Source organism: Pseudarcicella hirudinis, assembly GCF_900115665.1.
Taxonomy (GTDB): domain Bacteria; phylum Bacteroidota; class Bacteroidia; order Cytophagales; family Spirosomataceae; genus Pseudarcicella; species Pseudarcicella hirudinis.
Genome location: NZ_FOXH01000005.1, coordinates 421,713 through 442,624, shown reverse-complemented (window position 1 = coordinate 442,624; position 20,912 = coordinate 421,713). Strand labels below are relative to the sequence as shown.

Genomic DNA, 20,912 nt, shown 5'->3' with positions numbered 1-20,912 from the left:
TTGTTGCCTTTCTGTTAACGCCACTTGTAACGGTGTTTCTTTTTTGTAACCCCTCTTAATTTGGACATCAGCGCAAGGTTTCTGCAACTTTGCATCGTCAATGAAATCAGAATCGCCGGAATATTTTTCTCTTCCGCGACTAATTCTCCCAAACGAAATGTGCCAAAGAATTTTACTATTTGTGATTTTAAGTTTCTTCAGTCTCCAGGTTCTTGGGGGTACGCTAAAAGGAACAGTTCTCGATAAACAAACAGGTGAACCTATAACAGGAGCTTCTGTCAGATTATCCAAAAAAGGTTTTTATGATGTGTCAGGTCTGGACGGTACATTTTCCATAAAGAATGTTCCGGCCGGGGTTTATCAGATTCATGTAAGTTTTGTGTCATTTCAGACTTACACCAAAGAAATTGTTGTAGGAAACAAAGACCTTGTCCTGAATATCGCATTGGAAGAAGATGCCAGACAATTGCTTAATGAAGTAGTCGTTTCTGCAAATGTTGATAAATCTACAGAAAATGCAGCCAGACAAACTGAAAGAAAAGCCAATCAGTTAATGAATATTGTTTCCGGAAAAGCGATAGAACTTTCACCGGATCTGACAGTAGCCAATCTTGTACAGCGGGTTTCCGGAATTTCAATCGAAAGAAACAGTAACGGCGACGGGCAGTATGCCATCCTTCGGGGAATGGACAAAAGATATAATTATACTTTAGTGAATGGTATTAAAATTCCGAGTCCTGACAACAAATACAGATACGTTCCCCTGGATATTTTCCCTTCGGAATTATTGGGAAGACTTGAGGTTTTTAAAACCTTAACGCCTGATATGGAAGGAGATGCCGTTGGTGGGGTTATCAATATGGTTATGAAAGATGCTCCGGAAAGACTTGAAGTCAGTGCCAATCTTGCCACCGGTTACAACCAGCTTTTTATGGACAGGGATTTTGTTAATTTTAATACCAAAGACCTTAATTACAAATCTCCTTATGAACAATACGGGAATAATTACAATGCTACTTTAAAGGATTTCCCAAAAGGCGCAGTGCAATATACCTCCAAACGACCAATGCTGAATCTTGTAGGAGGTTTTTCAGTAGGAAACAGATTTTATCACAATAAATTCGGTGTAATTCTGGCCGGAAGTTTCCAGAATACTTACCGGGGAAGCAATAGTTTATTTTATTCTTCGACGGTTTATGATACCGAAAAATCTTCCAGAATTACCAGTTTGGCTGAAAGACAGTATTCAGAACAACAAAGCCGCCTGGGACTGCATGCTAAAATGGATTTCCGTCTGAACGAAAATCATAAGCTTCAATGGTACAATGCATATATGAATCTTGCCAATGAGCAGTTGAGGGATACCAAAACAACTGATTTCTCTTCAGGAGGTTATGATCCGGTTTCAGGTAATGCAGGTCTTACTTATTCCACACGTTCAAGGTTAACCGTTCAGAAGATTTTTAACAGTACTTTACAGGGAACACATAAGCTGACTGATAAATTCAAGATGCAGTGGTCTGCGGTTTATTCATCTGCCACCAATGAAAACCCATATAATACTTCTGTTAGTTTATTGGGAAAAAGAGTCAATTTTAAAGAAACAAAAACCTATCCTCAGGAAAGTACAAGAAGATGGGAACATAATTCCGACCGTGATTTAGCCGGATATGTAAACGGAACATACCTGACCACTTTAAAAAACAATTTGCTTGAAATTTCTTTCGGAGGAATGTACCGTGACAAAAGCAGAGATAACTTTTATAACAATTACGTCCTGAAACCAACTAATCCTTTCGCAGAATACGGAAAAGACTTTACAGATTACGGAGATATTTCGTGGAGTGTGGAGAATCCACGGGGTGCTGTAGCCTCTGCGCTGAATTATACAGCTTCTGAAAAGATCGGAGCAGGATACGGAATGGCAAAATGGCAGAAATCTAATCTGCAGATCATCGGAGGTTTAAGAGTTGAGCATACCGATCAGGGATATTCGATGTTATTTCCACTCGGAGAATTAAGGCCGACCGGAAACCAGGAATATACAGACCTGCTGCCAAGTGCCAATGCGAAATATGCACTGATGCCTAACCAGAATTTACGTGCTTCATACTTTCGCTCTATCAACAGACCAGGTTTCTTTGAGCTGGTTCCGGGAAAAGTTGTCAATGAAGAATACCAGGAAAGAGGTAATCCGGATCTGAAAAGAGCTATTGCCGACAATTTTGATATCCGCTATGAATACTTCCCGACAGCTTCGGATCAGTTTATGGCAGGGGTATTCTATAAAAAGATTCAGAATCCCATTGAATACACGCTGCAATTGGATGAGACCAGAGGACAGGATGTTTTCTATACACCCGGAAACTTTGGAGATGCCACAAACTACGGTTTAGAACTTGATGCGATAAAGTATTTTCAGAAATTCGGAATCAAGGCTAATTATACTTACACCAATTCAGAAATCACCACTAAAAAAATGATTCGTGTCCGGAATCAGAGCGGTAACCTGGAAGCGCAGAATGTAAACCAGACAAGACCAATGTACGGACAGTCGGCACATGTTGGAAATGTGTCTTTATTCTACAAAAATCAGAAAACGGGCTGGGATGCACAAATCGCTGCTTCGTATACAGGAGAGCGTATTAATACCGTTTCACAGTTTTTAGATAATGACCTGTGGCAGGAAGCCTTCATACAGATGGACGCATCTGTTGAACGCAAATTTGGTAAAAACTGGGTCATTTTTGCCAAAGCCAACAACCTGTTAAACACCCCGATGAGAGTGTTTATCAAGAATACCAACCCTGTAAATGCCAATATCCCTCAGGAAAATGCCAGCGGTAACAAAACACTCATTCGTGAGGACTATTACCAGAGAAGTTATCTGATCGGAATTCGCTATAAACTTTAAAAAATATTCAATTAATTCTTAAAAATCATGAAAACGAAAAATCTGTTCGTAAGTGCATTATTATTTGCTTCATTGTTGACTGGCTGCAGTAAAGACGATGGCACTAAAGTTACTCCTGAAGTTAAGCCGGACGAGTTGTCTATTTCCGGAGAAGTTTCGGGAACATGGAAAAAAGGAAGCATTGTTACTGTAAAAGGCGACTTGTTTGTTCCGGCCGGAAAAACATTGAGTATTGAAGAAGGTGTAACTGTATTGATGGATACAACTGTAAAACCTGAATTTATTGTACAGGGCAATCTGTATGTAGTCGGAACCAGCACCAGCCCTGTAAAAATTACAGTACCTGAAAGTGCAAGAATTGCTAAAAACAAATTCGGAAAATTATGGGGAGGAATTTTAGCAGCAAAAACCTGCTCTGAATTGTTACTTGATAACGTAATTCTTGAATACGGTGGTGCAACAGCGACAGAAGCATCATCTTCGGTGAAATTAGGCCTTTATAAGGCACTTAGCGGAGAAAATGTACCGGCTTTGTGGTTCTCAAATGTTGCAGGTAAACTGGTGGTAAGAAATACAACTTTCCGTAATTTTAACGAGGATTGTACATATCTGGAAGGTGGTAATATTATTTTCACAAATAATACTTTCTATACTACCGGAGTAAGCGGTGGAGAAGCACTTAACTTCAAATCGGGTTGTGTGGCTGACGTTTCTTATAACCTGATTTACAGTACAAATACTAACGGATTGAAACTTTCAAATGCAGGTGACCGTACGCCGCAGGCACATATTATTGCCTATAACAATACTTTGCTGAATAACGGATGGAGAAGACCAACTATCAAAGGTGGTTCGGTTTGGGTAGAACAGAGTGTGTATGCAGAATTGTATAACAACCTTTTAGCAAACTGTCGTTTCGGAATTAAGCGTGATACCAAGAAACCTGAAGATCCTCGTTCTGTGTTCCAGAATACACTTTTTTACAGCTATACTCAGCTTGGAGCAGATCAGTTTCAGCCAAATGCTGAAGTGATCGGTGGTAAAAATGACATTATCAGCAAAACTGCCGGAGATAATGATCCGAAATTCGTTAACTATCCTGTTACAACTGCTACTGATAATGCTGATTTCTCTGCCAGCTGGGATTTTCATTTGCAAGCTGGTTCTCCGGCACTTAGCAAAGGAACGACTACTTTTACCAGAAACCACAAAGCCGGAATCGTATTAAACGGTAAGACTTACTCTTCACCTGAACCTGCTAACTATATCGGGGCTTTCGGAACGAAGTAATCAATCCATTCTCTTTTAAAATGCTGTTTCCTGCAAATCTTCAGGAAACAGCATACTCAATCAAATCTTTTGTTTTCCGATGACTTTTAAATTTATATCATTAGGAATACTGGCTGCTTCTTTATTTTCCTGCCAGGATGTTCCTCAGAAAAGCAGTGCCGTTTCCTCAGATTCAATGTTGATTCCTGCTGTTACTACTGAATTTGTAAAACATGATTCTGACGATCCTGCTGTTTGGATTAACCCTGAAAATCCTGCACAAAGTTTAATTTTGGGAACAGACAAAGATCAGGACGGAGCGTTGTTTGTGTATAATCTTGAAGGGAAAATTATTCCTGAAAAAGTAGTGTCAGGTTTGAAGAGACCCAACAACGTTGATGTGGAATACGGTTTGATGCTGGGAAATAAAAAAACGGATTTCGCAGTCGTTACAGAAAGACTGACCCATAAACTTCGCTTTTTTTCATTGCCGGATCTTAAACCGATCGATAATGGCGGAATTGAGGTATATGAAGGTGAAACTGCCCCGGATTTCAGAGATTTAATGGGTGTTTCGGTTTATAAAAACAAAGAAGGGAAAATTTATGTAATTGCCGGAAGAAAGTCGGGCCCTACGAATGGCGGATATCTGTGGCAATACCTTGTGGAGGATGATGGAACAGGCCATGTTAAAGCAACATTGGTTCGGAAATTCGGTAATTACAGTGGTAAAAAAGAAATAGAATCTATTGCAGTAGATGATGAGCTGGGATATATCTACTATTCAGATGAAGGGGTAGGTGTGCGCAAATATTATGCAGAGCCTTCAAAAGGTAATGAAGAACTGGCACTTTTTGCTACCAAAGGATTTACAGAAGACCATGAAGGAATCTCAATTTATCAACTGACTCCATCAACAGGATATATTCTGGTTTCGGATCAGGGAGCTAACCAGTTTCACATTTTTAGTCGTGAAGGAACAGCCCGGAATCCTCATGAACATAGCTTACTGAAAGTTGTTAAAGTAAAAGCTAATCACAGTGATGGTTCTGAAACAGTCTCTGTGCCATTGAACAGCACTTTTCAGAAAGGTTTGTTTATTGCGATGAGTGATAACCGCACTTTTCAGTTTTACAAATGGGAAGATATTGCCGGAAAAGACCTTAAAGTTATTTCTCCGTTAAAATAAAAGACTGAATTACCGGAAATCTATGGGTTTCCGGTAATTACTCTGCTGACTATTATGCTGTCAACCGGATGTTTGCACAAATTCCAGGGTCCTTTATTTGGAGTGGAGTAGTACATGCTTGCTGAATGATTTCCGGAAAAAAATGTCGAAAATCCAGGTTTTAGCCATAATCTTTTAACCTCCTTCAAAACAACCTGTTTGTGCAGCAGCTGCCTTGTTGCAATAGCAGGTTGAATAATATAATCTCCCTTTTGTACCATCGAAGAATCAGTACTGTATTGCTGAATGTTACCATCTGCAATATTCTTTGCATACCATTGCCATCCCCAGTGCCCGGCAACCCATATATTACTTCCTTTTGGTAATGAGATCTGTTTTGAAATCTGCCGGTAAAAATCTGCGTATTCCCAGTCAGAAATACTTAATAATATGCCTAAAACTCCGGAAGAGACCAGAGAAAGGATTTTAATTTTTTGAGATATTTTGTCAATTAAACCTCTGCAAATCAGCAGAATGGAAGGGATTAAAAGCAGAATATGCCTTGTACTGATAAAAGGAGCATATTTTACAATAAAGGCAGTCAGAAAGATAAATGTTGTAATCAGCACAAAATCTCCTTTGTCCGGAAATTTCCAGGTATTGTTTTCTCTGAATTTCGTAATGACTTCTATCCCCAGAATAATCAGTAATGCTGTTCCGTTGATGAAAAAACTGAGGTTGAGTACAGCAGAGGAAATATTTTCCGGAATTACTTCAAAATAGGTCAGTAAGCAGAATAAAACGAATATGATTAAAGTAATAATGCTGGCCTTTTCAATGATTTTATAAGGAAATTTGCCATTATAAATCGCGATGGAAAAAGGAGAAACCGCTCCGATACAAGCTATAAAACTAATGATTTGTTTCGCAAAATCTACCAGGGAAAAGTGATTAATGGGTCTGTTCAGAATATGTATTTTCTGAAATTCGAAAAGATTTGTAACAGACCACAAACCCAGCATTATGACCGGGATGAGCCCCAGAAATAAATATTTGTATTTTCTTTCGTATAAAGCTGTAGCTATGAGTACCCCTAAAAGCGGTAAAATCGAGTATTTAATCAATAAAGCAGTACCTAATGCGAGTGCAGCGAGGGTATAATTGATAACCTTTCTCCGATAATTGATTTTGATCAGAAAGAACAGAAAAGCTAACTCAAGCGACAATAACGGAATGTCCGTCATCAGGTTCTGATTGATCATCAGTGCCGGACAGAATGCAAAAAAGAACAGAGAAATACCAACTTTGGAAGGACTTATGATGGTACAGATTTTATAAAAGAAATAAAGTGCCAGAAAGGTAAAAAGAGACTGAAAAATATGCAGGGATACTTCTGAATACCCAAAAATTTCACCCACCAGTGCAATCCAGTAAAAATATAAAGGAGGTTGATTGAAAGTAGAAATAGAAGCCGGATTATCATACCAGTTGACAATTCCTGACATCGGTTTCCATGGATTTGCAGCAATCCATTTTGCTACTTCCAAATGAAAAGTATCATCAATATGGAATGCCTTATTAAGATTAAAAGCGGTGAGAATGAACCATAAAATCAATAAAAGCCACTTATTATTCATTTGGTCAGATTGTTAAATATTCAATTGAGTGTGCAGTGGTGATGAAATGTTTTAAGATGGAGTAAGATTGAATTTCTCTGCCACCTTTTAGCAAATATAGACTTTTTTGTAATCTTTCATGATGCCGCTATCTGAAAACTCCGGTAATCGGAGGCATATCTTAAGTATTTTCTGTTAACTCTCCGGAGCTGATTTCAAAAAGGCAATTCTCTGAGAGAAAATGCTCAGACCTGAATATTACGGGTTAAAATTCACTTTCTTAAAATTATTGGCTTACAACAGAGTATTTTTTTAGATTCGGTTCTTTTAAAACTTTTTATATACCCGAAAACTGAAGTTTGCACAATCGTTTGTGCAAGCAAGTACAAACGATTGTGCAAACTTTCATGCACTTTTTCTCAGCCAGAGACCTTTGTTTTGTATAAAATCCAATCTAATTTTCCTCAAATTTAACTATTTCAACAAATTATTAGACACATCTTATGCAAGGAAAACTACTTAGGCTGACTACGTTTTTATTACCAGTATGCACAAACATCTCATCTGTGCAAGTTCCTGCAATGCGGACAAATAATGTCCGGTTCAGTCAGGATATTATGTTTATCTGAATCAACGTACAAATTTTCTGACTCAATTCAGTAAAGGCTTTTACAGAAAGCAATCTCAATTACATACCACGAATCTGCTATTTATTACATCCTGCTTAAGCAGGATGCAGGGTTACTTTTTATTCAAACTAAACAACAAACTATTCTTATGAAAAATACCATAATCAAAAAGCCGGAAAGCAAGCGGGTATCGCTGTGCCTGGGAGTTATCCCCTGGGTGGCAACTTTGCTCGTCGCAGCAATCTCTCCGATTGATGCCGCTCCGATCGGATCAGCAGGCAATCTTTCTGAAAGGCTTGCTCCTGCTGAAAAAGTTATATCTGGACGTGTACTTGCCGAAGATACTAAAGAGGGACTTCCCGGAGCCACCGTTTCATTAAAAGGCGTTCCGGGTGTAGGTACCATGACAGATGTACAGGGAAATTTTAAGCTTACGATTCCCGGAAATAAAGGAACGCTTATATTTAGTTTCGTAGGTTACCGTTCAAAAGAAATCAGTATTGGTGATAAAAGTGCAGTAGAAGTAACCCTTGAAACGGATGTTTACTCGCTTTCAGAGGTTGTTGTAACAGGTTATGGAAGTCAGAAAAGAGAGAATCTTACCGGATCCGTCGCTACAATCAGTTCCAAAAAATTAATGGATGTTACCACTCCTAATGTGGCTAACATGATTCAGGGTAAAATTCCCGGAGTGGAGGTTACCTCCAATACCGGACAACCGGGCGGTTTACCGACTATCAGAATCAGAGGACGTGCTTCTATCGTTTCTTCAACAGATCCGATCTGGGTTGTTGACGGGGTAATCTGGCATGGTGTACCTAACCTGAATCCGGGTGATATTGAATCAATGACAGTATTGAAGGATGCGGCTGCCGGAGCGTTATATGGTTCAAGAGGAGCAAACGGCGTTTTGGTTGTAACAACAAAAGGAGGAAAATTCGGCAAAAAAAACCAGTATTGGTTCAAAGCTGAAACCGGTATTTCTCAATTTAATAACGGAAACTTTAAGCTGATGGACTTTCAGCAGTTATATGATTACTGGGGAGGATTTTATGCCGCAGACGGGAAAAACAAGGCCAATCTTCCTGAATATTACAAACCTGCCTTGCTTCAGACAAATACTGACTGGCTGAAACTAGGTACACAGAATGGTAAAATTCAGCAATATACCCTTGCTTTTCAGGGAGGTGGAGAAAAGTCGACCATTTATGCTTCAGGGAACTATTATAAAGAGGAGGGTAGCGTAAAAGGCTATAATTATGAGAGATTTTCAACCCGTGTCAACATGGATTATGAACTCTCTCCAAGGGTAATTTTCAAACCAAAAGTAGCTGCGACTTATACCCAGACGGAAGATCGCCAGCATAGTTTGTACAATATGTATCTTAATTTGCCATGGGATAAACCATACGATGCAAACGGGATTCCACGCAATGCGCAGATCGCCAGTCCTTGGTATGGAAGAGATCAGTCGAATTACCTGTATGATCTGCAATGGAATTATGGCACAAGCAAGACTTTCAATGTGATTGCCAATATGGATTTGCAATGGAATATTACTGATAAACTGGTGTTCCGTTCTACCAACAATACAACCTATTATAATTCTGACGGCTTTTCATATACAGACCCCCGTTCAAACGCTGGATTGGATGCCAATGGTCAGCTGAGTGAAAGTATGGCAAAACGTACTACACGTTTCACCAACCAGATGCTGAACTATACCAATACTTTCGGGAAACATTTTATTGATGCCTTGGCTGCCTATGAATATAACGATTACACTTACAATGACCTGACTGCAACCGGTAAGGGGATTTCCCCGGGTTCTACCGTATTGAATACTGTTGCAACTCCGGTTTCGACAAAAGGTATTACCAATGATTATTCTTTCCAGTCGGTTCTCTTTAATGCTAATTATTCTTACAATGACCGTTTTAATGCACAGATTTCATTCCGTCGTGACGGTTCATCAAGATTTGGTAAGAATAACCGCTATGGAAATTTCTATTCAGTAAGTGCAGGCTGGAATATTCATAAAGAAGCATTCTTCCGCAGCAGAATTATTGATTATTTAAGGGTTAAAGCCGCTCATGGCGGTGTAGGTAATACTCCGGTAGCCTTGTATCCGCAATATGGTGTGTATGCCATTGATCAGCAGTACAACGGTTCTCCGGCGGCAATTATCTCTACACTGGGCAACGATAACCTGACCTGGGAAAAGAGTTTTGATACCAATTTAGGTGTACAGATTGGTTTGTGGAAACACGTGAATTTCGGGGTTGAAATTTATAATAAAAATACTTCAGGATTGCTTCACTATGTACCATTCCCGACCGTTTCGGGTTATACAGGCCGCTACGAAAACATTGGTGCAGTACGAAACCAGGGTATAGAAATGGCATTAGGTGTTGATATTATCAAACACAAGGATTTCACCTGGCATGCTGATCTTACTTTTAGCAGAAACCTGAACAAAATCATAGAATTGTATCAGAACCAAAGACAGATTAATGGTCAGAAAGTAATAGAAGTCGGGGAAAATATCGACACATGGTATTTGCGTAAATGGATGGGAGTTGATCCTGCTAACGGTAAGCCTCTCTGGGAACGTGTAGATCCGTCCACCGGAGCCCGTACTACAACTTCTACGTATTCTCAGGCAACACTTCAGGAAACGGGTGTTTCTACCCCGGATTTCTATGGCGGGTTACAGTCTGAAGTAGCCTATAAAGGTCTTTCATTAAGCGTCAATTTCGGTTACTCAAAAGGTGCAATGGCCTATAATGCTACCCGTCAGCTTTTTGATAGTGACGGAGCTTATCCGACTTATAATCAAATGGTTCTGGCTGATGGCTGGTCACGCTGGACGCCTGAAAATCCTAATAATGCCACACATCCGCAGGCTATTTATGGAGGAAACTCTCAGTCGAACAGACCTTCTTCTCGTTACCTTGAAGATGCAAGCTATATTCGTCTGCGCAATATTACTTTGGCCTACAGATTGCCGAAAAACCTGTGTAATTATTTGAGAATGAGTGGTGTTGGGCTGAATGTTTCGGTTGATAACCTGGCTACCTGGACAAAATATTCAGGTGTGGATCCTGAAGCCGCAATTTATGGAGTGAATGGTGACCTTACCAGTGTTTATCCGGTTTCACGTCGTGTGATGTTCGGACTTAACGTAACGTTTTAATCATTAAAATAACAATTATGAAACCGATATATAAGTATTTAATGGGAACTGCTCTAAGCCTTTCATTCTGGGCTTGTGATATTGAGCGGACTCCATACGACGGGCTTACGCCTGATAAAGTAATCAGTACACCAGACGGAATCAATCTGGCTGTAGCCGGAAATTATTCGTTGCTGAAAGCATGGTCAGAAAACTGGCACCGTATTTTTGAATATCCGGGAGATAATGTGGCACTTAGCGGAACGACAACTGATAACCTGTTCTTTATTTACAATTACCGCCGGATTCCTAACAATTCAAGAGTTGACGCTTTCTGGAGAAGTTCTTATCGTATCATTGTCGGGGTAAATCAGGTTCTTGGAGCGACGAAAGAAGGTACTTCAGCGGATATGGATCAGCAATTGGGGGAATCATATTACCTGCGGGGTTTAATGCACTTTCAAATGGTATGTGCATTTGGTAAACCATATGCTCAGGGGCGTGATAATCCGGGTGTTCCTTTGAAACTTGATGCAGATGCATTGAATTACCCGACCCGCTCCAAAGTAGGGGAAGTATATGATCAGGTAGAAAAAGATTTGCTGAAAGCAGAAAGCCTGATGAAAGTGGAGAAAACTAATGTATATGTTTCAAAAGGGGCCATCTGGGCCTTACTTTCACGCTTATACCTTTATAAAGAAGATAATGCCAAAGCGCTGGAATATGCCAATAAGGTTATTAATTCAGGGAAATATTCCTTATTGAACACAGAGCAATTGCCTGATTATCCAAAATTTGCTCCTGAAAATAATTCAGAGACCATTTTTGCCATCAAATATGTGCTGAATACCGATTATGCCAATTCTGATAATGGTTATTCTACTGTAGGGTCGATGTATGCCACGATCAATGGTTCAGGATGGGGAGAATTATATGCCTCTCGTCCTTACCTTGAACTGATCCGTAAGTTTCCGGAAGACGTAAGAAATAAATTCATATCTCCATTGGCTGACAGCGATTTCCCGGATGTTACCTGGGCTGTTTACACGGTCTTGTCTAAAGGTAGTTATCAGTATAAAGAGACGGAAGTGACTAAGCAGGGAGACGATTATGTGTACCAGGATAACGGGACAAAAATGCTTGAGAAAGTTTCGAACGGAAGAGGAGGCTTTGACTATTTCATTAATACGACTGATGGAAGAAAGACGGTTTTGATTGATAAGAAAATGGCAGTAAGAGGCGGATATCCTAAATATTTCATTCTGAAATGCTCAGGTCAGGAAGGACAGGCTCAGTTATGGTCTCCGGTAATATCGAGACTGGCAGAGATGTATCTTAACCGTGCGGAAGCGAATGCTAAATTGGGTAAGAATACTGATGCTTTGGCAGATGTAAATCTGATCAGAAAAAGAGCAGGTATTCCGGCTTCGGGATGGTTTACTGAAGCAACTTTGCCGGCAGGAATGTCTGTTTTGGATGTTGTTTTACAGGAACGTCGCTTGGAATTGGCTTACGAAGGACATCGTAAAATGGATGTTTTTCGTAATAAATTGCCAATGGATCGTCGTTATCCCGGTACACATCAAACGGGAACGGCTGATGATGTAATAGATTGGAAATCCAATGTAATTGTCGAGTTTTTACCGGAAAGCCAGACTTTGGTACAACCAGGTTTAGTGCAGAATCCCAATTAATTCTTAACAATAACAAACAAAAAGCATTCAAAGGAAATGGTGAGTCTGGCTCCTTTGAATGCTTTTTGTTCAGAACCTCATTTAAGGCCTTGTAAGTCTGTAAATCAGTAAAGCCGTTCTTTGAACCAGTTTGGGAAATTCCTTAATATTCATGGTTTCTCCCGGAGCATGTGCACCTTTTCCTGAAGCGCCTAATCCGTCCAGACAAGCTACGTATTTGGCAATGTATGAAATATCTCCGGCACCTCTCGAACCCGGATCTCCGGCTTTAACTTCTCCAAAACCAAGGTCTAAACTGACTTTGTTGAGTACTTCCAGTAATTTTCCGTTTTCAGGAGTTGGTTCCATCGCAGGAATACCATCCTGAAATGTGATTTCGGCCTTGGTTTTGTTTAAGCTGGCCGAAACGATTTCTTTCATTCTGGCCCTCGCTGATTCTTTTTGTGCTTCTGAAAGAAAACGAAGGTCTCCTGAAACGGTAACGCGCGGAGAGATAATATTATCCTTGCCAATGGCTTCATTATTATTAATCTCAGAACCACCCATAATTAAACCCGGATTGAAAGTAAGGTACTTTTCTCCGCTTAGTTTTTCTCTGAATTCATTCAGAATTCTGGCAGCTTCAAATATCGCACCATATCCTGCCTGCTGGCTGAAAATAGTAGAAGAATGCCCCATTATGCCTTTTACATTCAATCTCCATCCGCTTGCACCTCTCCGGGCTGTTGCCACAGTATTCATGCCCACGGCTGTTTCGAATGCCAGAGCTATCTCACAGGCTTTGGCTCTTTCGATGAAATCTTTACGGCTGACGGAGGCAGGCTTTCCTGAACTTTCCTCATCTCCGGTAAAGTAAACGGTCAGAGAAGTATTATCAAGTAAACCATTGGCTTTGAGGGATTTTAAAGCGGAAATTAATACGACATCGCCACCTTTCATGTCATTTACCCCCTGACCTGTTACGGTAGAATCATTGAGATAGGTATAAGGTGTGAAAGACATGGCTTTTTCAAAAACCGTATCCAGATGCCCGATCAGGAATAACTTTTTACCTGATTTTCCTTTTCTTTCAGCTACAAGGTGTCCGGCACGGTTTAATGAATCAGGTAGAGAAATCCATTCCGTTTGAAAGCCTAAATCGTCAAATTCTTTCCTGAAAACAGCTCCCACTTCTCTGACACCCTCATGATTGAGTGTTCCACTATTGATATTGACAACTTTTTTCAGTAATTCCTCAGATTGAGGCATTTGGGCATTGATATATTGTACAATTTTCTGTTCCGTCGGACTAAGGTTTTGTCCGGCGCTTTTGAAATGAAGAAGGGCAAAAATGCTTAAAGGTAGTATGTATTTTTTCATTAATAGTTAGTTTGTTTCTCTATTTTACAGATTTTCTATCTAAAAATGAAATTTAGGGTTTGATTTTATACAGTGATTCCTGACTTTTCTTCTACCGGGGTTTTGCAGAGGTTTGTGTGTTCACGGACTGCCTTTAAGAATGGGGTAAATTTGTGACTTTGAAATTTATGCTCTGTGGAACAGAGAGCATGGGTTGGTTTTGGTCGTGGGCTGTGTCTCACAGCCCACTCACTTTTCACAGGCAGTTAATTATTTCCCGAAAACCGATTGCCATATAACGTCATAAACCTCCGTGGCCAGAATTTCTTCTTTGCCTGTTGGGGTATCAGAAATAAGTACGGGGTAATAGGATTTGCTGATATTAATACCTCCGTGGGAGCCTTTTACCAGACTTGCATCCAAAGGAATAACGTCCATCAGATACCTGAATCCCAGTAATTTACGGGCTAATTTGTATCCTGCTCTTAGCTTGATAAACGGATTTTTAGGATCCATGAACATTTCTACAGGATCATAACCCGGTTTGCGGTGAATATCTACCAGCCTGGCATAATCAGGGGCTTTGGCATCGTTCAGCCAGTAATAATAGGTAAACCAGCTGTCTGCATCCGCCACTGCTACCAGATCTCCGGCCCGGTCATGATTAATATAGTGCTCTTTTTTCCCCTCTTCGTCTAACACCATGGCAATACCTGTGGTATTTTCAAGTAGCTTTTTCACCTGACTTTTTACAGAAGGATCATTCAGATAAATATGGGCTATCTGATGGTCGGCCGTAGCAAAAGCTTTGGACGCCCCTGCATCCAATAGTTCATAAGTACGTTCAACCCTTACCGAAATCAGTCCGTTTTCCCGTAAAATTCTGTTGATATGTACCGGACGGTTTACATCATTGATACCATATTCAGATAGTAAAATGATATTGGTATCCTTACTGCGGTAATGATTAATCAGATTTTCAACAAGCTGGTCTATTTCCAGTAATTCTTTGCTGATTTTGCTAAAATCCACGCCAAACTTTTGCAGACAATAATCCAGATGTGGTAAGTAAATCAGTGTTAAAGTAGGATCATGTTTTTTATCTACCCATACTGAAGCATCTGCAATCCATTTGGAAGATTTGATATTGGCATTCGGTCCCCAGAAACTGAATAAGGGAAATTGTCCGAGTTCTTCCTGCAACTGGTCTCTCAGCTCTGAAGGATAGGCATAACAGTCAGGTGCTTTTACACCATCTGCATGGTACTGAGGCCGGGGCGTAACTGAAAAATCTGCGGTAGAATACATATTGTACCACCAGAACATTTTAGAACAGGTAAAATCCGGATTAACCTTTCTGGCAGCTTCCCAGATTTTTTCTCCTTTTACAATTTTATTGGATTGTTTCCAGAATTTAACTTCGCTATCCTCCCTGTCATACCATCCGTTACCTACCACACCATGAGAATCAGGGAATTTTCCGGTAAGATAACAGCTTTGTGAGGTGGTGGTTACGGCAGGCAATACCGGTTTGATATGTGTCAGATGATGTTCTGACAGGTATTTTTTCAGGAAAGGAGTATATTCTCCTATTACACTGGTGCTCAGACCAACTATATCAATGACAACTGTTTTTTTCATGAAGAAACAAATTTTGGATAAAGCTACCGTAAATCGCAGAGATTATCCTTTAAGATTATGTTGAACCCATTCAATTTCTCTGGCAATTGACTCATTCAATGGAATCTGTACTTCCGGAGGCAGAACTCCCCAGGTATAAGTTTCAATTTCCAGATGGTTTGAGAAGGGCTGTTCTTTCTGAATTTTCAGGGTTTTTACTATTTCTGACTGTGTTGAAGTCAGCAAGCCATAAGTGTCAATGAATAAAGGGACATGGAAATGTACTCTCCATTCCCGGTGTTTGTTTTCTTCAAAATCCATGATTGCTTCAGTAAGATCCGGATATTCTCTGAAAGTACCATCATTCATCAATGCTACCACCTGATGCAGATAAGATGCCTCATTATATTGAGCAATTGCTTTGATTTTCTCCAATGGATTTTTTGAAAAATCTACCTTAATGGCTGAGCTGATCTGAATTTTACCAACTTTTATGCCAAGTTCATGCAATTGTGCCAGCACTGGTTTAGGTTCCTCAAATGCTACAGCGATATGACAAACGTCGTAACACATTTGGATATGGGTACGAATCGCTTCAAGGGCTTCTTCCTCAGAAATATGATGTTTTTCCTGTAAATAAGCTTTACCAATCGGAATCAGTACATGCTGATACCAGCTGATGAAGTCTGCAGCATTACCCAGAATACCATCCGGTTCCGGTTCAATATCCAAATGAAGGATTTTTCCGGTTTTTTCACGGATATCTATCAGTTTATCAACTACCGACAGCATATTTAATGTAGCCTTCTGGGTAGCTTTTTCCAGAGCCTGAGCCTCATTCCACCAGAAACGATAGGAAAGTGGAGACGTTGAAATACCACCTTCATTCAGGTCTTCCGGAAGAATTTCAGCCAGAATATGGAATAATCTGATGGTATAATCTACTCTTTCCTGATGCGTCCAGTCGGGCGCATGAACCTGATCTTTTACCACTACATTATGAAAACCACCATAAGGAAAGCCATTCATGGTAAAAACATAACAATCAGATTCCTGGAGCCATTTTTTTAAAGCAAGTAAATTGCTTGGATCAGACAAATCTATACTGGCCTGATTAGCAAGCCTTAGTCCGATACCCATTGGGTTCTGGGGACTTACCGATTTTTTTATGGCAGGGATACTTTCCTGAAGTATTCCGAAATGATGCTGCCAGTCTTCTCCGGTATGGATATTACTGCAATATGTTAAATGACCGTAAGGGGTTATCATGTCAGCTTTGTAATTTTGTCAGGCAAGGTTACTATTAAATTTTACTAAGGATATCTACGGATTTTTTCACCAGATCAAAGTCGATTTCATGAACTTCAACACCTTTCCCAAGCTTTTTTAACAGGGTAATAGTTAACTGACCGCCTAAGTGTTCACGGAATTCATTTAATCCTTTCCAAAGGTTAATTTTGTCGTTTTCAGAAAGAGCAGGGTGATAAATTTTAAAACCCAGATTTTGCAGCAACATTAAAATTCGTTCAATATCTGATTCGGAAAGATCTCCTTTGAGGAATGAATACACAGAATCCAATGCTATCCCGATAGCAACAGCTTCTCCGTGACGGATTTCAAAATTGGTAAGATATTCCAGTTTATGAGCTGCCCAATGTCCGAAATCCAGAGGTCTGGCTGACCCGCTTTCGAAAGGATCTCCACTGGCGATATGCTGAACATGTAATTCTGCACATCTGAAAATATGCTCATTCATTACTTTCTCATCTCTGGCTTTTAAGGCCGGGGCATTTTTTTCAAGCCATTCGAAAAAAGCCAGATCTTTGATCAATGCAACCTTTACAGCTTCTGAAACACCTGATCTCCAGTCTCTTTCATGAAGTGTTTTCAGAAATTCAGAATCATTGAACACAGCAACCGGAGGAGCGAAGGTACCCAGGAAATTCTTTTTTCCGACAAAATTAATACCATTTTTCACCCCGACTCCTGAGTCATTCTGAGAAAGTACTGTAGTGGGAATACGGATATGTTTTACACCCCTGTGTGCTACTGCGGAGGCATAACCTACCATATCCAGAAACGCACCGCCGCCAATTGCAGCTACAAATGAGTGACGATCAATGCCGTATGTATCAATTGCTTGAAGCGTTTTTTCAAAATATTCAGGTTGATTTTTAACAATTTCTCCTCCCGGTAAAACCAGAATTTCCGGAGCAAGATCTATGATGTCAATTTGTTTGAAATATGCTTTTATTGAATCCTGAAGATTCGGATGAGTTCCGGCAACCCCTTCGTCAACAATAAACAGTATTTTTTTACGGAAATCCGGATTGCCAAAGTTCTTTAAGAAATCTGCAAAAAGTTGATTTTCAATAGCGAATAAATTTTTCGTAAATAAAATATTATACGAAAATTGTACTTGAAATGATTGCTTTATCGATGACATAAACTGGTCTGAATGAAATTATAAAAACTGCCTTTTTCAAGACAGTTGTGAAATCCTTCCGGGAGATTTTGCAACCAAAGTGGGCAGAATCTCCTGATAATACTTTATGAATACAAGTGCTGAAATCCACGAAATCAGGTAACTGCAAAGATTTTAGCCAGCCACATGGAAAGTGGCAGTAAAGCTAATACAAGCAAAGCGAGAATCCAGTTCCCGGAAGTGCTTACCCAAACAGCATCCATCACAATCAAAGAAAGGACACCTGCTTTTACCGCTTTGCCAATATTCGGGCCTATCGGGTTTTCGATAGCTTTAGCTAATGGTTTAAATATCAATGCAAAGTGTAAAATTACAAAGAAAAGTACATAAGGCGGAGAAACATGCTGTTGTGCGTAAGTCAACTGTGAAAGACTTACCAGAATGTATAAAAAACCTGCAAAATAAAGTATGGTTTTACTTCCTCCGTGTACCTCTCCGCGGCTGATCATTGTGATGGCTGCAATATAAATTACCGGAACAATACCCAGTAACCAATATTGAGAAACGGCAGAAGCAACAATACTCATGCCTAATATCAGGTTTCCACCTCTGCACAATCCCATATTAACCGGACCAAAAAAAGGATGATGTTTCCCGAAGCGGTTATATACCAAAGCCAGAATAGCGACAATCAGGGCTATTACACCACTCTGAGTGCTAAAAAGCCAGGCACTCAGTATTCCGGTTAACAGTAAAATTGTCCCTAAAATAGTTGCTCCTTTAAGGCTTGCTCTTCCGCTTGGAATGGGTCTTTCGGGTCTTTCCACAGCGTCCAGGTTTGCATCAAAAACATCATTGAAAACAATCCCGCCGCCATAAAGACCTTTCGTGGCAATAATCAGTAAAAGAATGGGTTTCCAGGAAGATTCATCCCAGGAAAAGCTGAACCCTGCAATGGAAATCCCGGCCAGAATATCAGCCACTGCCGTAACAATATTGGCAGGCCGCATGAGTTGTAAGTATGCTTTAATATTCAAGGCTTATCTGATTACAATGGCATTTTTATCAATTCTGGGCTGTTGACCGCCTCTTAAAATAGTATTGCCGTTAAAAGTCTGACTTTGGTCTATTTCCTGTGGGTTTTCGAAATCTTCCACTTTAATCTGGCCGCTTTGGGCAAAGGCATCAATGGCATTTTTATAAGTTACCATATGAATATCTTCAGAAGAAATACCCTTAATTTTCATCAAAGCAGCCGTTTTTGGCACAGCAAGCGGATCACTGATGCCCCAATCTGCGGCAGAATTGATCATAATCTGTTTTGAGCCATATTGTTTTACAATTTCTACCATTCTTTCATTTCCCATTTTGGTAAACGGATAAATAGTGAAGGCAGCCCAGAAACCCTGATCAAGCACACTTTTTACAGTTTCTTCGTTATTATGATCTATAATTACCATTCCCGGATCAATACCATGTTCCAGCGCAATGGCCATACTTCTTTCAGTACCCTTTTTCTTATCACGGTGAGGTGTATGGATTTGCACAGGAAGTCCGGCTTCTTTTGCCAGTTCAAGCTGTAAACGGTAATATTTTTCTTCAGCAGCCGTCTGGTCATCGAAACCTATTTCACCTACACCTACTACGCCTTCCTTGTAAAGGTAGAGCGGCAGAATTTCCATCACCTGCTCTGCCAATGCCTCATTATTAGCTTCACGGGAGTTAAGTCCTATCGTACAATAATGTTTGATGCCAAACTGAGAGGAACGGAAACGTTCCCAGCCGATCAGGCTGCTATAATAATCTTTGAACGTTGCGAGTCCTGTACGGGGCTGACCAAGCCAGAAAGCCGGCTCTATGATTGCCACAACTCCTGCATCTGCCAGAGCCTGATAATCATCGGTTGTACGGGAAGTCATGTGAATATGAGGATCAAAAAACTTCAGGTCTTTGATATAATCCATGAAATTTTCCTGAACATTGGTAGCAAGTGCTAATTCTTGCGGACTTCCTTCAAAATGAGAAGGATTCTGCTGTATGTTATCGTGATTAAGACACATTTTATTTAGTAGGGAAAATTGATTTTACTTTTACGCCCGGGTCATGCCTATTCTTCCTGCATCTGTCTGAAACAAAATGAGGAATTTTACAGAATTTCCAGTTCCGTCCAGCTGAACACTTTATTTTGTACACCCTGCTTTAATTCAGGAAACTTATTTAATAACGAATGAGCTGGTTCAAAATTGGTTTCTGAACATACTAATGCCGCAGCCATCCGGTCATATTTATCGTTCGATTCAAAAAGGTGAATAAGATCCTTTAAAATAGTCTCATTGACAAATTTACTGACCAGTCTCCAAACCTGTGCCGGTACTTTTCTGCCCGCAGCCCATCGCTCGTGGGCAAAGTCAGAAAGAGTTTCAGCCAGTTTTAAATTAGCCCTTTCTTCCAGTCCTAAAATTAAATGAACCGGTTTATCATTAAAAATGCATTTTAGCACTAATTGATTCCATGCCGGATTGGAAAAATACCTGGCAGGGTAGGGATTCCCGAATGCGATGGCATCAAATACAAAACCAATGTTAGAACGCACCGCCTCAGTTGCTCTGAAAACCCAGTCTTCTGTAAAGTCAAGAACAGACAATGCCGAGTACAAAGAAACCAGTTCATTGATTTCTCCGGTTTCAAATAATGTTTCTATGTTTTTGAAATAAGAAGTTTTGTCTTCAGACGACAAATGCAGCAATAGATATATCCTGACCAGTCGGTCAAGAGACCAGCCTTTTACAGACCAGCCGGGAACCGGTTCAGCAAGGGAATTATCAGAAGTTTCAATGATTGTTTTCCTGATAAATCTCGGAGTTGCCACAAAAGCGGTTAAGATTGTTTTTGAATCGCTTTTTACTTTATCGTTTAGCCACAGAATTTCCTTTTCAGTGGCATTTTGTTTAATAATTTCGCAGATGAGTGGTTTCGCTGACATTTTGAGCTGTGACAAAACGGGTATTTCTTAATTTTTTGTTAAAGATAAAGACAACTGAGCAGTATGGTATCTTGGTTTTTA

General features: G+C 40.0%; 13 protein-coding genes. 5 read left to right on the top strand and 8 right to left on the bottom strand.

What is annotated here, in order from left to right; all coding sequences use genetic code 11:
- The first annotated feature begins 157 nt into the window (after nt 1-157).
- The 3 genes from BM179_RS11860 to BM179_RS11850 all read left to right on the top strand — a co-directional run bounded on the left by BM179_RS11860 (nt 158) and on the right by BM179_RS11850 (nt 5,372).
- Entirely contained in the window at nt 158-2,914 is a 2,757-nt protein-coding gene (locus BM179_RS11860) for a TonB-dependent receptor (RefSeq protein ID WP_092017026.1), read from the top strand.
- 27 nt (nt 2,915-2,941) lie between these two features.
- Nucleotides 2,942-4,204, top strand: a complete 1,263-nt coding sequence (locus BM179_RS11855) for a right-handed parallel beta-helix repeat-containing protein (protein WP_092017024.1) — start codon at nt 2,942-2,944, stop codon at nt 4,202-4,204.
- Between the two features lie 79 nt (nt 4,205-4,283).
- Nucleotides 4,284-5,372, top strand: a complete 1,089-nt coding sequence (locus BM179_RS11850) for a phytase (protein WP_092017022.1) — start codon at nt 4,284-4,286, stop codon at nt 5,370-5,372.
- A 20-nt stretch (nt 5,373-5,392) separates the two neighbouring features.
- Here BM179_RS11850 and BM179_RS11845 read toward each other — a convergent pair whose 3' ends face one another.
- On the bottom strand, nt 5,393-6,988 hold the full coding sequence (locus tag BM179_RS11845; protein ID WP_092017020.1) for an ArnT family glycosyltransferase: 1,596 nt from the start codon (nt 6,986-6,988) through the stop codon (nt 5,393-5,395).
- 756 nt (nt 6,989-7,744) lie between these two features.
- On the opposite strand from BM179_RS11845, the gene BM179_RS11840 reads away from it, so the two are divergent.
- Together BM179_RS11840 and BM179_RS11835 are read left to right on the top strand one after the other, a co-directional pair.
- On the top strand, nt 7,745-10,792 hold the full coding sequence (locus BM179_RS11840; RefSeq protein WP_092017018.1) for a SusC/RagA family TonB-linked outer membrane protein: 3,048 nt from the start codon (nt 7,745-7,747) through the stop codon (nt 10,790-10,792).
- Between the two features lie 17 nt (nt 10,793-10,809).
- Nucleotides 10,810-12,465: a RagB/SusD family nutrient uptake outer membrane protein gene (locus BM179_RS11835; RefSeq protein WP_092017016.1), complete on the top strand. Its 1,656-nt coding sequence runs from the start codon at nt 10,810-10,812 to the stop codon at nt 12,463-12,465.
- Between the two features lie 81 nt (nt 12,466-12,546).
- Here BM179_RS11835 and BM179_RS11830 read toward each other — a convergent pair whose 3' ends face one another.
- The 7 genes from BM179_RS11830 to BM179_RS11800 all read right to left on the bottom strand — a co-directional run bounded on the left by BM179_RS11830 (nt 12,547) and on the right by BM179_RS11800 (nt 20,831).
- Nucleotides 12,547-13,824, bottom strand: a complete 1,278-nt coding sequence (locus BM179_RS11830; protein WP_092017014.1) for a M20/M25/M40 family metallo-hydrolase — start codon at nt 13,822-13,824, stop codon at nt 12,547-12,549.
- Between the two features lie 249 nt (nt 13,825-14,073).
- A complete protein-coding gene (locus BM179_RS11825) occupies nt 14,074-15,444 on the bottom strand; it encodes an alkaline phosphatase family protein (RefSeq protein WP_092017012.1) in 1,371 nt (456 codons plus the stop codon).
- A gap of 42 nt (nt 15,445-15,486) precedes the next feature.
- Nucleotides 15,487-16,692 (bottom strand): metabolite traffic protein EboE, encoded by a 1,206-nt coding sequence (gene eboE, locus BM179_RS11820; protein ID WP_092017010.1) that lies wholly within the window; start codon nt 16,690-16,692, stop codon nt 15,487-15,489.
- Nucleotides 16,693-16,726: 34 nt separating this feature from the next.
- A complete protein-coding gene (locus tag BM179_RS11815; protein WP_092017008.1) occupies nt 16,727-17,869 on the bottom strand; it encodes a 3-dehydroquinate synthase in 1,143 nt (380 codons plus the stop codon).
- 134 nt (nt 17,870-18,003) lie between these two features.
- Complete coding sequence (gene eboC / locus BM179_RS11810) at nt 18,004-18,885, bottom strand: UbiA-like protein EboC (RefSeq protein WP_229632939.1); 882 nt, start codon at nt 18,883-18,885, stop codon at nt 18,004-18,006.
- 3 nt (nt 18,886-18,888) lie between these two features.
- Nucleotides 18,889-19,908: a TatD family hydrolase gene (locus tag BM179_RS11805; protein WP_092017004.1), complete on the bottom strand. Its 1,020-nt coding sequence runs from the start codon at nt 19,906-19,908 to the stop codon at nt 18,889-18,891.
- An 86-nt stretch (nt 19,909-19,994) separates the two neighbouring features.
- On the bottom strand, nt 19,995-20,831 hold the full coding sequence (locus tag BM179_RS11800; protein WP_092017002.1) for an EboA domain-containing protein: 837 nt from the start codon (nt 20,829-20,831) through the stop codon (nt 19,995-19,997).
- Nucleotides 20,832-20,912: the final 81 nt, after the last annotated feature.

Excerpts from the sequence above, each read along its gene's own strand:
- BM179_RS11850 (WP_092017022.1), top strand. The coding sequence starts at position 4,284 with ATGACTTTTAAATTTATATCATTAGGAATACTGGCTGCTTCTTTATTT.
- BM179_RS11860 (WP_092017026.1), top strand. The coding sequence starts at position 158 with ATGTGCCAAAGAATTTTACTATTTGTGATTTTAAGTTTCTTCAGTCTC.
- BM179_RS11845 (WP_092017020.1), bottom strand. The coding sequence starts at position 6,988 with ATGAATAATAAGTGGCTTTTATTGATTTTATGGTTCATTCTCACCGCT.
- BM179_RS11825 (WP_092017012.1), bottom strand. The coding sequence starts at position 15,444 with ATGAAAAAAACAGTTGTCATTGATATAGTTGGTCTGAGCACCAGTGTA.
- BM179_RS11835 (WP_092017016.1), top strand. The coding sequence starts at position 10,810 with ATGAAACCGATATATAAGTATTTAATGGGAACTGCTCTAAGCCTTTCA.
- BM179_RS11800 (WP_092017002.1), bottom strand. The coding sequence starts at position 20,831 with ATGTCAGCGAAACCACTCATCTGCGAAATTATTAAACAAAATGCCACT.
- BM179_RS11830 (WP_092017014.1), bottom strand. The coding sequence starts at position 13,824 with ATGAAAAAATACATACTACCTTTAAGCATTTTTGCCCTTCTTCATTTC.
- BM179_RS11815 (WP_092017008.1), bottom strand. The coding sequence starts at position 17,869 with ATGTCATCGATAAAGCAATCATTTCAAGTACAATTTTCGTATAATATT.
- BM179_RS11840 (WP_092017018.1), top strand. The coding sequence starts at position 7,745 with ATGAAAAATACCATAATCAAAAAGCCGGAAAGCAAGCGGGTATCGCTG.
- eboE (WP_092017010.1), bottom strand. The coding sequence starts at position 16,692 with ATGATAACCCCTTACGGTCATTTAACATATTGCAGTAATATCCATACC.
- BM179_RS11805 (WP_092017004.1), bottom strand. The coding sequence starts at position 19,908 with ATGTGTCTTAATCACGATAACATACAGCAGAATCCTTCTCATTTTGAA.
- BM179_RS11855 (WP_092017024.1), top strand. The coding sequence starts at position 2,942 with ATGAAAACGAAAAATCTGTTCGTAAGTGCATTATTATTTGCTTCATTG.